At 61.8% G+C, this 13,836-nt stretch carries 16 protein-coding genes; 4 read left to right on the forward strand and 12 right to left on the reverse strand.

Annotated features, from left to right (window positions below):
- Positions 1-90: 90 nt before the first annotated feature.
- From ybgF to aspS, 12 genes are all read right to left on the reverse strand, one after another.
- Complete coding sequence (gene ybgF, locus E0L37_RS19205; RefSeq protein WP_236564192.1) at positions 91-810, reverse strand: tol-pal system protein YbgF; 720 nt, start codon at positions 808-810, stop codon at positions 91-93.
- Between the two features lie 72 nt (positions 811-882).
- Positions 883-1,455, reverse strand: coding sequence for a peptidoglycan-associated lipoprotein Pal (gene pal, locus E0L37_RS19210; RefSeq protein ID WP_133493265.1), 573 nt, complete (start codon positions 1,453-1,455; stop codon positions 883-885).
- Between the two features lie 143 nt (positions 1,456-1,598).
- Positions 1,599-2,876, reverse strand: coding sequence for a Tol-Pal system beta propeller repeat protein TolB (gene tolB / locus E0L37_RS19215; RefSeq protein ID WP_133493266.1), 1,278 nt, complete (start codon positions 2,874-2,876; stop codon positions 1,599-1,601).
- Complete coding sequence (locus tag E0L37_RS19220; protein WP_133493267.1) at positions 2,873-3,682, reverse strand: cell envelope integrity protein TolA; 810 nt, start codon at positions 3,680-3,682, stop codon at positions 2,873-2,875. Before E0L37_RS19220 ends, tolB begins: the two co-directional genes overlap by 4 nt.
- Positions 3,679-4,104: a protein TolR gene (gene tolR, locus E0L37_RS19225; protein ID WP_133493283.1), complete on the reverse strand. Its 426-nt coding sequence runs from the start codon at positions 4,102-4,104 to the stop codon at positions 3,679-3,681. The genes E0L37_RS19220 and tolR overlap by 4 nt, the downstream gene beginning before the upstream one ends.
- A 30-nt stretch (positions 4,105-4,134) precedes the next feature.
- Complete coding sequence (gene tolQ / locus E0L37_RS19230; RefSeq protein ID WP_133493268.1) at positions 4,135-4,821, reverse strand: protein TolQ; 687 nt, start codon at positions 4,819-4,821, stop codon at positions 4,135-4,137.
- Positions 4,814-5,257 (reverse strand): tol-pal system-associated acyl-CoA thioesterase, encoded by a 444-nt coding sequence (ybgC, locus tag E0L37_RS19235; protein ID WP_133493269.1) that lies wholly within the window; start codon positions 5,255-5,257, stop codon positions 4,814-4,816. The genes tolQ and ybgC overlap by 8 nt, the downstream gene beginning before the upstream one ends.
- The gene (ruvB, locus tag E0L37_RS19240) at positions 5,250-6,278 is read right to left on the reverse strand and encodes a Holliday junction branch migration DNA helicase RuvB (RefSeq protein ID WP_133493270.1); all 1,029 of its coding nucleotides are present in this window, start codon (positions 6,276-6,278) and stop codon (positions 5,250-5,252) included. The genes ybgC and ruvB overlap by 8 nt, the downstream gene beginning before the upstream one ends.
- A gap of 75 nt (positions 6,279-6,353) precedes the next feature.
- On the reverse strand, positions 6,354-6,956 hold the full coding sequence (ruvA, locus tag E0L37_RS19245) for a Holliday junction branch migration protein RuvA (protein WP_133493271.1): 603 nt from the start codon (positions 6,954-6,956) through the stop codon (positions 6,354-6,356).
- The gene (ruvC, locus tag E0L37_RS19250) at positions 6,953-7,471 is read right to left on the reverse strand and encodes a crossover junction endodeoxyribonuclease RuvC (RefSeq protein ID WP_133493272.1); all 519 of its coding nucleotides are present in this window, start codon (positions 7,469-7,471) and stop codon (positions 6,953-6,955) included. Before ruvC ends, ruvA begins: the two co-directional genes overlap by 4 nt.
- A gap of 242 nt (positions 7,472-7,713) precedes the next feature.
- Positions 7,714-8,445 carry a YebC/PmpR family DNA-binding transcriptional regulator gene (locus tag E0L37_RS19255; protein ID WP_133493273.1) on the reverse strand — a complete coding sequence of 244 codons (732 nt, stop codon included), beginning with the start codon at positions 8,443-8,445 and terminating at the stop codon, positions 7,714-7,716.
- 104 nt (positions 8,446-8,549) lie between these two features.
- Entirely contained in the window at positions 8,550-10,313 is a 1,764-nt protein-coding gene (aspS, locus tag E0L37_RS19260) for an aspartate--tRNA ligase (protein WP_133493274.1), read from the reverse strand.
- 398 nt (positions 10,314-10,711) lie between these two features.
- Here aspS and E0L37_RS19265 point away from each other — a divergent pair, with 398 nt between their 5' ends.
- The 4 genes from E0L37_RS19265 (at position 10,712) to E0L37_RS19280 (ending at position 13,706) form a co-directional block, all read left to right on the forward strand.
- Complete coding sequence (locus E0L37_RS19265) at positions 10,712-11,089, forward strand: HU family DNA-binding protein (RefSeq protein ID WP_133493275.1); 378 nt, start codon at positions 10,712-10,714, stop codon at positions 11,087-11,089.
- Positions 11,090-11,251: 162 nt separating this feature from the next.
- Positions 11,252-11,545: a PA4642 family protein gene (locus E0L37_RS19270; RefSeq protein ID WP_133493276.1), complete on the forward strand. Its 294-nt coding sequence runs from the start codon at positions 11,252-11,254 to the stop codon at positions 11,543-11,545.
- Positions 11,546-11,959: 414 nt separating this feature from the next.
- Complete coding sequence (locus E0L37_RS19275; RefSeq protein ID WP_133493277.1) at positions 11,960-13,153, forward strand: HAMP domain-containing sensor histidine kinase; 1,194 nt, start codon at positions 11,960-11,962, stop codon at positions 13,151-13,153.
- Positions 13,143-13,706, forward strand: coding sequence for a response regulator transcription factor (locus E0L37_RS19280; protein WP_133493278.1), 564 nt, complete (start codon positions 13,143-13,145; stop codon positions 13,704-13,706). The genes E0L37_RS19275 and E0L37_RS19280 overlap by 11 nt, the downstream gene beginning before the upstream one ends.
- Positions 13,707-13,836 lie beyond the last annotated feature (130 nt).

The raw sequence follows: 13,836 nt of genomic DNA on the forward strand, positions 1-13,836 counted from the left end.
AATTATTCGGGGTCGGGATCGAGCCCCGGAATGGCGCGCATTCTAACACAGGGAAGGCGCCGGGGGGCTCCCCGGCGCCGGGCGGGCGGTTCAGTTGCCCAATTGCTTGAGCATGGCCTTGGCCAGTTCCGCCTCGGAGGAGTCCGGATACTGCTTGAGCAAACGCTTCAGGGTATCCCGGGCCTGGACGGTACTGCCGCCCCGAGCCTGCAGGCTGGCCAGTTTGTACAGACTGGTGGGCGCCCGGTCATGATCGGGATAATCATCCACCACCTTGGAAAACTGCTCCCGGGCCTGGGTCAGTCTGGGCGACTTCAGATTGGAGTAGGATTCACCCAGCCAGAAATGGGCCTGCGGACGGTAGCTGCCGTTCGGGTACTCTTCCAGATAGGCTTCCAGGGCCGATACGGCGCCTTCGAAGTCGCGCTCCAGCAGTTTGCGCTGAGCGTCGTTGTAGGCCTGGCGATCCGCTTGCGGATCCGCCGGCCCTTCACCTTGCCCATCCTCCCCGGTGGCGTCCTCGTCGGCCGGGGCCGGCGCGGTGTTCTCCACCAGAGCATTGATTCGGGTATCCAGGTCCAGGTAGCGCTCACGCTCGGCGGCTTTGAGCCGGTCCACCTCGTGGCGCAAACGTTCGATCTGGCCCTGTAGATCCTGGAGTTGTTCTTCATACTGCTGCATTTGTTGCATCAGCATGATCACACCGTCATCACCGCCAGCGGGTTCCGCGGTGACGGTGCGAGCACCGCTGCGGGAACCGCCACGGTCTTCCACGGACAGAGGGCCGGTCTGCGCCTGCGCAGTAATCACGGCCCCCGTAAGCAGGGCACCGATAACCCCATGTGTTCCGAGTCTATGGATGGCCTGCTTAAACATCATGGCTTACGGACGGCCTGACACGTAGTTCAGTTCAACGCGACGGTTTTTCGCCCAGTCCATTTCGCTGTGACCAAAGGCGGCCGGCTTCTCTTCACCATAGGACACCACTTCCAATTGGGAAGAGGATACGCCTTGAACGCGCAGGAACTTCTGCACCGCCTGAGCACGACGCTCGGACAGAGCAACGTTGTACTCACGGGTACCGCGCTCATCAGCGTGGCCTTCCAGGCGCAGCTTGGCGTTGGCGTTGTTCTTCAGGTAAGTCGCGTGAGCGCGCAGGGTTTCGAAAGCAGCCGCCGGAACGGTGTTGCTATCAAATGCGAAGTAGATCACACGAGTATCGGTGGTGCCGTCGTAGTTGGACGGATGGTTATGGAAGTTATCCGCGGTCAGCGGAACACTGCTGGTGTCAGGACGGGTGGACTCGGGACGCTCAACCGGCTGAGTGGTGCCGGTCTGGGAATCCATGCCGGAGGTGTCCGTGGCGGACGTGTCCTGCTCGGTGGGCGTGCTGGAACAGGCGGCAAGAACACCGGCCAGAATGACGGCAAACAAAGGATTGACGAATGAACGCATGACAAAACTCCTGATTAATTTCCTGTAATTTCGAACACTGAGACCCGTTTATGGAGAAACCTCCGCATCCGTCCCCGGCCCGTCAGTGACTACGCTGACGCGTGGCTCACCCTGGGCCAGACACCTGAGATGCGAGTCAGCATCTACAGAAACGGCGACCAGGCCGGTTCCCTGACTTCCCCTTCCTTCGACGGCAGCTCTACCTTGACTCTGCCATCGATGGATACGGCCTCCAGGACCCCCGTGCCGCGACGTTGCGTACCGTAAATTACCATACTTCCATTAGGCGCAACACTGGGTGACTCATCCATATTGGTCTGAGTCACAATATCGAACGTACCCCTCTGCAGGTCCTGCACACCGACGTTGAAACTGCCATTGCGACGATGTACGTAAACCAGATACCGGCCATCCGGAGTGACATCCGGGCGGGCGTTGTAATTACCCTCGAAGGAAACCCGCCGGGCGGAGCGGTCATTAACGTTGAGCATGTAGATCTGCGGGCCGCCGGAGCGGCTGGATGTAAACACCACATGTTCCCCATCCGGCATCCAGCGCGCCTCGGTATCAATACCGTAGTTGTCCGTCAGCCGGGTCAACCCGCCGCCGCTCACATTGACCATATACAGTTCCGGATTACCGTCCTTGGACAACGTGATCACCAGACGTTGGCCGTCCGGTGACCAGGACGGAGCACCGTTGATACCCCGCTCCCGGCTTACCACCGAGCGCTGCCCGGACGCCAGATCATGCACATAAATGTTCGGTTTACCGTTGTTTTCGAAGGATACATAAGCAATCTTGCTGCCATCCGGAGACCAGGACGGGCTCATGATCGGCTCGCCGCTGGACAGGATGGTCTTCACCCGGTGGCCATCGGCATCGGCGTACTGCAGCTGATACGGAAGCTTGGCGCCACGGTTATGGGTGACGTAGAGAATCTTGGTGGAAAAAGCCCCGGGAATACCAGTGAGCTCCTCATAAATGCGATCGGAAATGGCATGAGCCACATCCCGTAACTGTGCTTTGGTCGGGCTGTAGCTTTCACTGAACAGCTCCCGCTGGCGGCCCACGTCATACAGGCCGTAAGTCACCTCATAGCGACCGTCGTCGCGCGGCTTGGTATGGCCGATCACCAGATACTCCTGGCCAAGCACACGAAAATCCCGGTAAATGATCGCATCCTTGGTGTGTGGCCGGCTGAGCATGTTCTTGACCGGCAACGGCTTGAACTGACCACTACGGTGCAGGTCCGCCTCAACAATGGCGGACACCTGCTCCGGCGCCTCGTTGTCTCCATCAAACGGCACGATGGCGATCGGCACCGCATCCACCCGCCCTTCGGTCACCTTGATCAACAGCTCGGCCCGCGCGGCCACCGTCAGTGTCGCCAGGACCAGGGCCAGTATCAGTCGCTTCATTTGGCATCTCCAGGTTCGAATTCGAGCACTAGCGTTCGGAACGCTTCAAAACCGTCACCTTTCGGCACCGGCAGAGGGCTGGCCAGTTGCACGCCCTTGACCACGGAATCATCGAAGTCCGGGTAACCGCTGGACTTGACCACTTCCACGTTGACCACGTCACCCCCAGGCACCATACGGATACGTATCCGGGTACTGATGTCGTTGCGGTTACGGTAGTTGCCGGGGATACGCCAGCGCTTGGCCACCGCCGAGGAGATGGCATCAATATAGCTGGCGGTTTCCTGTTCCACCTTGCTGTCCGGATCGCCGCTGCCAGGATTTTCCCGATCCTGCTTCTTGCCCTGTCGCGCCATCTCCAGGCGTTCCCGGGCCAGCAATTCCTCCATGTCCGGCTGCTCGAACTTGGGTGGCGGGGCCGGCTTCGGTTTGGGTTCCGGCTTCGGCTCCGGTTTCTTCGGCTCGGGTTTCGGCTGCGGCTTGGGCTCGGGCTTAGGTTCCGGTTTGGGTTTGGGCTCCGATTTCGGCTTGGGCTCCGGTTTCGGCTTGGGCTCCGGTTTCGGTTTGGGCTCCGGTTTCGGTTCGGGTTTTGGCCGCGGCTTGGGCGCCGGCGGCTCTTCCTTCGGCTCCGGACGGGTGGGTGCCGCTGACCGCTCGGTCTGATCGGTGACCACCGCCATCACATGAGGGGGAATTTTCGGGGGACGGCGCAGTTCCGGCTCGGAGGTCCAGGTAAACAACACCATGCCCAGCACCAACAGGTGCAGGAACAGGGACAACCCCGCGCCTACCCCGCGATCACTCATGGCAACTCCGCCGGGTCGGTCACCAGGCCCAGCTTGGTGACGCCGGCGCCTTGCAGCTCCGACATCAGTACCACTACCTTGCCATACGGTACGTTCTGATCACCGCGTACCAGAAACAGGGTTTCCGGCTTCTCGTTGTGAATGGCGATAACCCGCTGGGTCAAGGCTTCCAGATCAGTGGCGGCTTCACTATCGTCACCGACATTAATGTAGTAGCCCCCATCGGCGGCCACCGCGATCATCACCGGCTCGTCATTTTCCGTTGGCAGCGGCGCGCTGTTGGCCTGGGGCAGGTCCACGGACACTCCCTGGGTCATCATCGGCGCGGTGGCCATGAAGATCACCAGCAGTACCAGCATCACGTCGATGTAGGGCACCACGTTCATCTCCGAGGAGAGTTTGCGTGGAGCGCGCATGCGCATGCCTGAAGCAGGTCGATATCGGGCCACGATCTACTCCTCCCGGCTATGGGCCTGGCGGTGGAGAACAGCGGAAAATTCCTCGGCGAACACTTCGCAGTTACCCATCAGCGAATCGGTCAGCGCAGCGTAGCGGTTGTAGGCCACCACCGCCGGAATCGCCGCGAACAAGCCGATGGCGGTGGCCACCAGCGCCTCGGCGATCCCCGGCGCCACCACGCTAAGAGTGGCCTGGGTCACGTTGGCCAGCGCGCGAAAGGAATGCATGATGCCCCAAACGGTGCCGAACAAACCGACATAGGGACTGGTGGAGCCCACCGTGGCCAGGAACGGCAGATAGCGCGAAAGCCGCGCCTCCTCGCGTTGCATCGCCACGCGCATGGCCCGTTGAGCACCGTCCATGACCGCGTCACTGTCGCGGGAGGTCTTGGACAAGCGTACGAATTCCTGAAAGCCGGCACGAAAAATGGCTTCGCTGCCGGAGTCCGGATCCGGCTTCTTGCGCACCTGATTGTATAGCGAGGCGAGATCACCGCCGGACCAGAACTTTTCCTCGAATGCCTGCCCCGCTTTCCGCGCCCGGTTCAACACCCGGTAGCGGGTGATGATCACATACCAGGAGAACAGAGAGGCGAACAGCAACACCAGCATTACCGCCTTCACCACCGGCCCGGCATGCAGCACCAGGGAAGCAATGGACATGTCGGAGGCTTCAATCATTGGCCCGTTCTCCTCGATATTCGGCCTTGAATCTTTGATACAGCGGCGCCGGCAACGCTTTCGGGCGAATACCGTCGGCACTGACGCAGGCTATTTTGATTTCCGCTTCACACAGAAGCTGCTCTCCGCGGCGCACCTGTTGGGCAAACAACAGCGTTGCCTTGCCCAGGTGGCGCAGTCCTGCGGTGACGCCAAGGGCGTCATCAATACGCGCCGGACTGTGATAGCGCACCTGGCAGGAATGCACCACGAATTGATAGTTCTCCTCGGACAACCCGTAATGCTGGTAACCCAGGGAGCGTAAATACTCGGTACGGGCCCGTTCCATGAATTTCAGATAGTTCACGTAATAGACGATACCGCCGGCGTCAGTGTCTTCGATATAGACCCGCACCGGTAGGACAAAGTCCTGATCCGTCGAAGATTTTTCAGTCATTAAACAAATCCCCATCACTTCCCGGGCGACGCAACCCAAAGTGACGCCAGGCGTGGTTGGTCACTTGCCGGCCTCGCGGCGTGCGTTGTATGAACCCCTGCTGAATCAGATAGGGTTCCACCACTTCTTCCAGGGTTCCGGCGTCCTCGTTGAGCGCCGCCGCCAACGAGTCCAGCCCCACCGGCCCGCCATCAAACTTATGCATCATCATGTTCAGCAACCGGCGGTCGGTACCGTCGAGACCATGACTGTCCACCTCCAGCATATCCAGCGCCGCTTCCGCCACCGGTCCGACGATGCGACCGTCGCCCTTCACCTCGGCATAGTCCCGCACCCGCCGCAGCAGCCGGTTGGCGATCCGCGGCGTGCCCCGGGAGCGGCGCGCCACCTCCCGGGCACCATCGTCATCCACGGGAATCGCCAGGATGTCGCAGGACCGGGCGACAATACGAGAGAGGTCGTCGACGTTATAGAACTCGAGGCGTTGAACGATACCGAAACGGTCACGTAACGGCGCGGTGAGCAACCCGGCGCGGGTGGTGGCGCCGACCAGGGTGAACGGCGGCAGATCCAGTTTGATGGAACGGGCCGCCGGCCCTTCACCGATCATGATGTCCAGTTGAAAGTCTTCCATGGCCGGATAGAGGATCTCTTCCACCACCGGTGACAGACGGTGGATCTCATCCACGAACAGCACATCCCCCTCCTCCAGATTGGTGAGGATGGCGGCCAGATCCCCGGCTTTTTCCAATACCGGGCCGGAGGTGGACTTCAATTCCGAGCCCATTTCCCGGGCGATAATATGGGCCAGCGTGGTTTTCCCCAGCCCCGGCGGTCCAAAAATCAGGGTGTGATCCAGGGTTTCGCCGCGCCCGCGGGCGGCGTCGATGAAGATTTCCAGCCGTTCCCGGACCTTGGGCTGACCGTTGTAATCAGCCAGGTTGGCGGGCCGGATCGCCCGGTCCTGCTGGTCTTCCCGGGGATCCGAAGCGTTGGAGGAAATCAGGCGATCATTGTCCATGGTGACATTACACCTTCTTTAATAGGGCCTGAGCAGCCTGCTTCAGGGTCGTGGTGTCCGGGCGTCACGCTTTAGTTACTTTGCCAGACCACGCAAAGCCCGGCGAATAAGACCTTCGCTGGTCTCCTCTCCAGCCTCCGCCGCGCGAGCCACCGCCGCCACCGCGTCCTTGTTGCGATAGCCGAGAGCTTCCAGCGCCGCCACGGCGTCGTCGCGCACGCCACTGGCGCCGGATTGTGACACCAGCCCCGGCGGCATCGCCGGCGCGCCTTCCAGCTTATCCAGGCGGTCGGACATCTCGATGACCAGACGCTCGGCGGTTTTCTTACCGATACCCGGCACTTTCACCAGGGAGCTTGTATCCTGATCACGGATACAGGCAGCCAGCCGATCCGCTTCGATACCGGAAAGGATCGCCAGCGCCATTTTCGGGCCGACACCGTTAACCTTGATCAGGCTGCGGAAAAGTTCGCGCTCGTACCGGCTGTTGAAGCCATACAGCAGTTGGGCATCCTCGCGAACCACGAAATGAGTGTGCAACGTCAACGACGCCCCCACTTCCGGCAAGTCATAGAACACCGTCATCGGCGCTTCCACTTCGTAGCCCACGCCGCCCACATCCAACAGTAGCCAGGGCGGTCTTTTTCCCAGCAGTTGTCCTTTGAGTTGTCCGATCATCGTATCCGTCTTCGTCTTACCGCACTGGCACCGGCGATACGCGCCATTGATACGCGCATGTGCGCATGGCACAAGGCGATGGCCAGCGCATCGGCGGCATCCGCTTGCGGGCGCTTGTCCAAACCCAGCAAATGCCGGACCATTTCCGCCACCTGAACCTTTTCGGCACCACCCCGCCCGACCACCGCTTGCTTCACCTGGCGGGCGGAGTACTCGAATATCGGCGCACCGCTTTGCACCAACGCCGCCAACGCGGCGCCCCGGGCCTGCCCGAGCTTCAGCGCGGAATCCGCGTTGCGCGCCATGAAGACCTTTTCAATACTGATTTCCTCCGGCTGGTATTGGGTCAGCAGGTCGCTCAGCCCGGTGAAAATCTGCCCCAGGCGTGGCGCGATCTCCTCACCGCTGGTACTGATGGTGCCGAAGGTCAAGGCCCGGCTGCGATTGCCCAGTTGCTCGATGACACCGTAACCGGTGTGCCGGGAGCCGGGATCAATGCCTAACAGAATTGTCATAAATGACCTAATAAAAAGGCAGGTAGCCGTTACCTGCCTCATATAACCTTTCCGCTGTTCTTATGTCCAGTACAAGCGTACGGGCGCCAGCACGCTTGCACGCAACACGCTTGCACGCAAAACCCCAAGCAATAGCGTACCGGCGATGACTGACTTGCCGAGCAATCAGCCCTTCCCGTCTCGCTACTGGGCCGGCAAGCATGGCGTGCAAGCGTGTTGCGTGCAGGCGTGAATGCCGTCTGTTATTGCTCCGGCCACTCCGCGTTGGTATAGACGTTCTGCACGTCGTCCAGGTCTTCCAGGTGATCAACCATCTTGCCCACGGTCTCGGCGGTGTCGGCGTCCATCTCCGCGCTGGTTGACGGATGCATGGTCACCTCGGCATCCACCGGCTCCAGGCCACCCGCCTTGAGCGCATCGATCACATCGCCGAAGCTGCGGTCCGCGGCAGTCACCACCAGGAAACTGCCGTCGTCGTTTTCTTCCACGTCCTCGGCGCCGGCTTCCAGGGCCAGCTCCATCAGCTTCTCTTCGTCCACTCCGGGCTCGAAGAAAATTTCACCCCGCTTGGTGAACAGGAACGCCACCGAGCCGCTGGTGCCGAGATTGCCACCAAACTTGGAGAAGGCATGACGGACTTCGGCCACGGTGCGATTGACGTTGTCGGTCATGGTTTCCACCAGCACCGCCACGCCACCCTTGCCATAGCCTTCGTAGGTGATCTCTTCCATGTTGGCGCTGTCGTCACCGCCGGCACCACGTTTGATCGCCCGGTCGATGGTGTCCCGGGTCATGTTGTTGGTCAGCGCCTTGTCCACCGCCGCCCGCAGACGCGGGTTATCGTTGATCTCGCCGCCGCCCATGCGGGCGGCCACGGTGATCTCACGGATCAGCTTGGTGAAGATCTTGCCACGCTTGGCGTCCTGAGCCGCCTTGCGGTGCTTGATATTGGCCCACTTACTATGACCTGCCATGGAGAACCTCCGCTTGCACGCAACACGCCGGCACGCTTGCACGCCGTTCATCAAGGCCCGCGGTTTCAGCGTGCCGGCGTGTTGCGTGCAAGCCTGCTGGCGCTCTAGTTATTGTCTTTACGAACGCTGATACCCACCTCACGCAGCTGCTGATTGTCCACCGGCGAGGGCGCGTTGGTCATCAGGCAAGCCGCGGTCTGGGTTTTCGGGAACGCGATCACTTCACGAATCGAATCACTGCCGGTCATCAGCATCACCATGCGATCCAGGCCGAAGGCCAGACCGCCGTGGGGCGGCGCACCATATTTCAGCGCATCGAGCAGAAAACCGAATTTCTCGCGTGCTTCCTGTTCGTCGATGCCCAGCGCCTCGAACACGGTCTGCTGCATGTCCGGGCGATGAATACGGATGGAACCGCCGCCCAGCTCGGTGCCGTTAAGCACCATATCGTAGGCCCGTGACAGCGCGCCTTCCGGATTGCTCTTCAATTCCTCCGGGTCGCACTTGGGCATGGTGAACGGATGGTGCAGCGCATAATAGCGGCCGTCTTCTTCCTCGAACATGGGGAAGTCCACCACCCACAGCGGCTTCCAGTCGCCCTCGGCCAGACCACGCTCATGGCCAACCTTGACCCGCAAGGCGCCTATCGCTTCATTAACGACTTTGGCCTTGTCGGCACCGAAGAAGATCAGATCGCCGCTGGCGGCCCCGGTCCGTTCCAGGATGCCTTTGATGGCGTCCTCGGTGAGGAATTTGAGAATCGGGGATTGCAGCCCTTCGGCGCCGGCGGCCAGGTCGTTGACCTTCACATAGGCCAGACCCTTGGCGCCGTAGATGCCGACGAATTTGGTGTATTCATCGATTTCCTTGCGGGACAGATCGGCGCCGCCAGGCACTTTCAATGCCACCACCCGCCCTTTGGGATCCTTGGCCGGGCCGGCGAACACCTTGAATTCCACGCCATCCATCAGATCGGCGATGTCCACCAGTTCCATCGGCACGCGCAGATCCGGCTTGTCGGAACCGTAGCGGCGCATCGCCTCGGCGAACGTCATGCGCGGAAACTCGGGCAACTCCACATCCAGCAACTCACGGAACAGAGTACGGGCCATGCGCTCGGCCACGCCCATGATGTCCTCTTCCTCGACGAAGGACGCTTCCAGATCGATCTGGGTGAATTCCGGCTGACGATCAGCGCGCAGGTCCTCGTCACGGAAGCACTTGGCGATCTGATAGTAGCGATCGAAACCGGCCACCATCAGCAACTGCTTGAACAGCTGCGGGGACTGCGGCAGCGCGAAGAAGCTGCCGGCATGGGTACGGCTGGGCACCAGATAATCCCGCGCCCCTTCCGGCGTGGCCCGGGTCAACACCGGCGTTTCCACGTCCATGAAGCCTTCCTGTTCCAGGAAACCCCGCACCGCGTGAGTCAGCCGGGAGCGGAATTGGAACCGTTGCAACGCCTCCGGCCGGCGCAGGTCCAGATAGCGGTACTTCAACCGAACTTCCTCACCGGCGGCGGAATACTCGTCCAGTTCGAACGGCGGCGTCTGTGCCTCGTTGAGAATGGTCAGCGCCTTGCCCAGTACTTCGATATCGCCGGTGGCCATGCGCGAATTACGCACCGCCTCGTCACGCAGCCGCACCCGACCGGTGATTTTCAGCACGTATTCGCCACGAACCTTGTCGGCCAGGGCGAAGGCGTCCACGGTGTCGGGATCGAACACTACCTGCACCAGACCAGTGCGGTCACGCACGTCCAGGAAAATAACCCCGCCGTGATCGCGGCGGCGGTGTACCCAGCCGCACAGTTCCACTGTCTCCCCATCATGGGAGGCCCGCAAATCACCGCAATAATGGCTTCGCATGTCCACAGTCCAGTCTTGAGTTCGTTTTGGCCGACCCCGGCCCATCACCGGCAGGGCCCGAAAAAGGCGGCTAGTATAGCGATTCAAGGGCGGCCGGGCCATGCCATCCGGCGCGTGAAGAGCCATCGGACGGGGTTGCCGGAAAGCGGGGCATGCGCTTCGGCAACGCCCGTTTTCGGTGCCGGCCTGGCCACTAATCTGTAAAAAGCGGGCAAAGCACGGCAAACACCGCAAAAAATAGGTGCCAGACGCCTTGTACGTCGGGAAACGTTGGCATATAACTGACTGCGCACCAGCTCAGTCGTGCCTCTGAGTCAGGCAGTCCAGGGGTACCCTGACAGGGAAGCAACTCAACAACCTTCTCCAGGAAGTCATCAAACACAGGGGTAAACGATCCTATGGCTGCAAAGAAAAAAGCGGTGAAGAAAACCGCCAGCTCCACTCCCAAGGCCCGAGCAGTGAAAGCCATCGCCGAGCCGATGACCAAAACCCAGATCGTGACTCAGATCAGTGAAACCACCGGCCTCACCAAAAAAGACGTCAATGCCGTCTTTGATGAGCTGGCCGTGGTCATGGAAGGTCATCTGAAGAAGCGCGGTGCCGGCCAGTTCACCCTGCCGGGCCTGATCAAAGTCGTCACTCAGAAGAAGCCGGCGACCAAGGCCCGCAAGGGCATCAACCCGTTCACCGGTCAGGAAACCACCTTCGCGGCCAAACCGGCCCGCACCATGGTGAAAGTCCGTCCGTTGAAAAAACTCAAGGATATGGCGGGCTGATCCGCTGGCCTGGCCGGGACGTCTCGCGGCCAGGCTTTCCTTCCCTCCCTTTATCTTTCTTCCCCTCCCGTTCCGCGCGGCAGATGCGAGTCGTCTCCCAACGCCCTATAATCCCCCGCCCCCGGAGCCAACTCCGTACCGGCATTCCCAAGGTGACACGACATGGCTGAACGCAAGGACAAACGCAAAGTCATCGGCGAGCCGATGACCGACGAGCAAATCAAACTGTTTCTGGACCTGCCTCCCGAGGAAGGCGAGAACGCCGATTTCCATGTGCTGGTGCGCGCCTATCGCGCCCTGCGCGTGGAGGATTTCGAGCGTTTCCTGGCCTTCTTTATCGAGCAGGGCCGGGACCCGCGCGCCCAGGACGACAAGGGCCGGACCCTGATCGAGGTGATGCGCGGCCACGGCAAGAACGACGACTACATCGCCGTGCTGGAACGCGCTGGCGGCTGAAGCGAAGCCCTGGCACGCTGATCACGATCCACGAGCCGGCGCCCTCCCAGGGGTTCGGGCCTGCTCGCTTGTACGCGACATCGACACGCAATTCGCGAGCAAGCTCAGCTCCCACGGCGGCTTCGTAGCAGGGTTGATTCGAAGCCAGTGTCAAAGCTCGTGGAGAGCCGGCGGCTCCCCTCCCTCGGCATGAGGCACCCGGATCCATGGCGGTGGCAAAAGAATCGTCCGGAACGATTCACCACATCGTGCCAACGACGGCCCGCAGGGCCACCGCCAGGGATGGCGGTGGCAAAAAGAATCGTCCGGAACGATTCACGACGTCGTGCCAACGACGGCCCGCGGGCCACCGCCAGGGATGGCGGTGGCAAAAAGCCGCACCTCCTCCACGCCGGTCCAGGTACAATCGCGACCATGACCGGATTGCCTCCCTACGTAGTCTGGCGCCGCCGCATGCTCTGGCTGCGGGCGATGCTGGTGATCGCCCTCGCGCTGGCCTTGCTGGTGTTGCGCCAGTTTTCGGCACTGATACCGCTATCGCTCACCCCGCTGCTATGGCTGGGCGCGCTGCTGCTGCCCAACCTGCTGACACTGTTGACGCTGAACCTGGACCCCCGTCCACAACAGCGACTGCTGGCGGTGGAACTGGCCATGGACGTGATGCTGTTTCTCGCCGTGGTGCAACTGTTCGGCGGCGCCAGCAATCCGATGACCTTCTATCTACTGGTACCGGTATTGATGGCCGGCATGACACTGCCGCCCATGGCCAACGGCGTGGTGCTGATTCTGGCTCTGACCGGTTACATGACGGTGAGCCAGTGGCATCACATGCCCGCCCCCCACACCGCTCTGCACGCGCTGACCCGGGAACTGAGCGCCCTGCACAATATCGGCATGGCGGTGGCGTTCGCAGCGCTGGCGGTGACACTGTCCATCCTCGGCCAGGTAATCCAGGCACTGACTCGCCAGCAGCAACGCCAGCAGGAGAAAGCCATGGAACTGGCAGGTCGCCGCGAGCGCATGTATCAGGTGGCGGCGACGCTGGCCCATCAGGCCCACGAACTCAACACGCCGTTGAGCAGCCTGGTGATGATCAGCGACAACGCCCTGCAAGAGCCCGGGCTGCCCGATCCCACCCGCGCCGACCTGGAACAGATCCACGCGCTGGCCCGGCAAGTGGCCGGCAAACTGCGCCGGGCCGATCACCATGACGTCCCCGAGGACATCCACTTCAGCGCTCTGATCGACCGCCTGCGCCTGCACCTGAGACACTTGCAACCAACCCTGGAAATCCGCCATCAGGGTCCCGGCGAGGCCGTGCTCAAACAGGCCAGCGACTGGTTCCGAGTACTCGCCAATCTCGGCTACAACGCCATCGACGCGGGCGCCGGCACGCTGGCGATTGAGTTGAGCACGGCACCGACGGGATGGCATTTGCAGATCAGCGATGACGGTCCGGATCACCCCGAGCGTCCCGGCCGCGAAGGAATGGGCATTGGTCTCGCGCTGGTGGAAAGCACCCTGGAGAATCTGGACGCGCGGCTGGAAATGGAATTCAGCCGGCAATGGACCCAGGCCCGCATCCGTTGGAGCGGCTATGAAACTTGAAACACTGCTGCTGGTGGAAGACGACGAGTTACTGGCGACACAGACCCGCCGGGCGCTGGAACGTCATGGCCTGAGCGTGACCCTGGCCGCGGACGCGGAACAGGCGCGTGAGCGCATGGCCTCCCTGCCCACCCTGGACGCGGCGGTACTGGACCAGAATCTGGGCGCCGACAACGGCCTTGATCTGATAACCCCGCTCCTGACGCATTTCCCCCAATGCCGGATTCTGGTGCTGACCGGTTACGGCAGCATCGCCGCCGCCGTCGCCGCCACCCGCCGCGGCGCCCACAATTACCTCACCAAACCCGCCGGCGCTGGCGACATTCTTGACGCGCTGCGGCGCGACCCGGCGCAAATGGAATCCCTGCCAGACTCTCCGCCTTCGTTGCAACGGTTGGAATGGGAGCATATCCAACGGGTGCTGGATGCCCACGGCGGCAACATCTCCCACGCCGCCGCCGCCCTCGGCATCCACCGGCGCACCCTGCAGCGACGCCTGAAGAAACGGCCCAGTCCGGTGCAATTCGAACGGGAGCGGCCAGACAGGAACTAAGACGCCGGACGCCGGACGCCGGACGCCGGACGCCGGACGCCGGACGCCGGACGCCGGACGCCGGACGCCGGACGCCGGACGCCGGACGCCGGACGCCGGACGCCGGACGCCGGACGCCGGACGCCGGACG

Origin of the sequence: Alcanivorax sp. 24 (genome assembly GCF_004360225.1) — a bacterium.
GTDB lineage: Bacteria > Pseudomonadota > Gammaproteobacteria > Pseudomonadales > Alcanivoracaceae > Alloalcanivorax > Alloalcanivorax xiamenensis.

Excerpts from the sequence above, each read along its gene's own strand:
- ruvA (WP_133493271.1), bottom strand. The coding sequence starts at position 6,956 with ATGATCGGACAACTCAAAGGACAACTGCTGGGAAAAAGACCGCCCTGG.
- ybgC (WP_133493269.1), bottom strand. The coding sequence starts at position 5,257 with ATGACTGAAAAATCTTCGACGGATCAGGACTTTGTCCTACCGGTGCGG.
- E0L37_RS19255 (WP_133493273.1), bottom strand. The coding sequence starts at position 8,445 with ATGGCAGGTCATAGTAAGTGGGCCAATATCAAGCACCGCAAGGCGGCT.
- tolQ (WP_133493268.1), bottom strand. The coding sequence starts at position 4,821 with ATGATTGAAGCCTCCGACATGTCCATTGCTTCCCTGGTGCTGCATGCC.
- pal (WP_133493265.1), bottom strand. The coding sequence starts at position 1,455 with ATGCGTTCATTCGTCAATCCTTTGTTTGCCGTCATTCTGGCCGGTGTT.
- E0L37_RS19220 (WP_133493267.1), bottom strand. The coding sequence starts at position 3,682 with ATGAGTGATCGCGGGGTAGGCGCGGGGTTGTCCCTGTTCCTGCACCTG.
- tolB (WP_133493266.1), bottom strand. The coding sequence starts at position 2,876 with ATGAAGCGACTGATACTGGCCCTGGTCCTGGCGACACTGACGGTGGCC.
- tolR (WP_133493283.1), bottom strand. The coding sequence starts at position 4,104 with ATGCGCATGCGCGCTCCACGCAAACTCTCCTCGGAGATGAACGTGGTG.
- ruvB (WP_133493270.1), bottom strand. The coding sequence starts at position 6,278 with ATGGACAATGATCGCCTGATTTCCTCCAACGCTTCGGATCCCCGGGAA.
- E0L37_RS19265 (WP_133493275.1), top strand. The coding sequence starts at position 10,712 with ATGGCTGCAAAGAAAAAAGCGGTGAAGAAAACCGCCAGCTCCACTCCC.
- E0L37_RS19270 (WP_133493276.1), top strand. The coding sequence starts at position 11,252 with ATGGCTGAACGCAAGGACAAACGCAAAGTCATCGGCGAGCCGATGACC.
- E0L37_RS19275 (WP_133493277.1), top strand. The coding sequence starts at position 11,960 with ATGACCGGATTGCCTCCCTACGTAGTCTGGCGCCGCCGCATGCTCTGG.
- ruvC (WP_133493272.1), bottom strand. The coding sequence starts at position 7,471 with ATGACAATTCTGTTAGGCATTGATCCCGGCTCCCGGCACACCGGTTAC.
- E0L37_RS19280 (WP_133493278.1), top strand. The coding sequence starts at position 13,143 with ATGAAACTTGAAACACTGCTGCTGGTGGAAGACGACGAGTTACTGGCG.
- aspS (WP_133493274.1), bottom strand. The coding sequence starts at position 10,313 with ATGCGAAGCCATTATTGCGGTGATTTGCGGGCCTCCCATGATGGGGAG.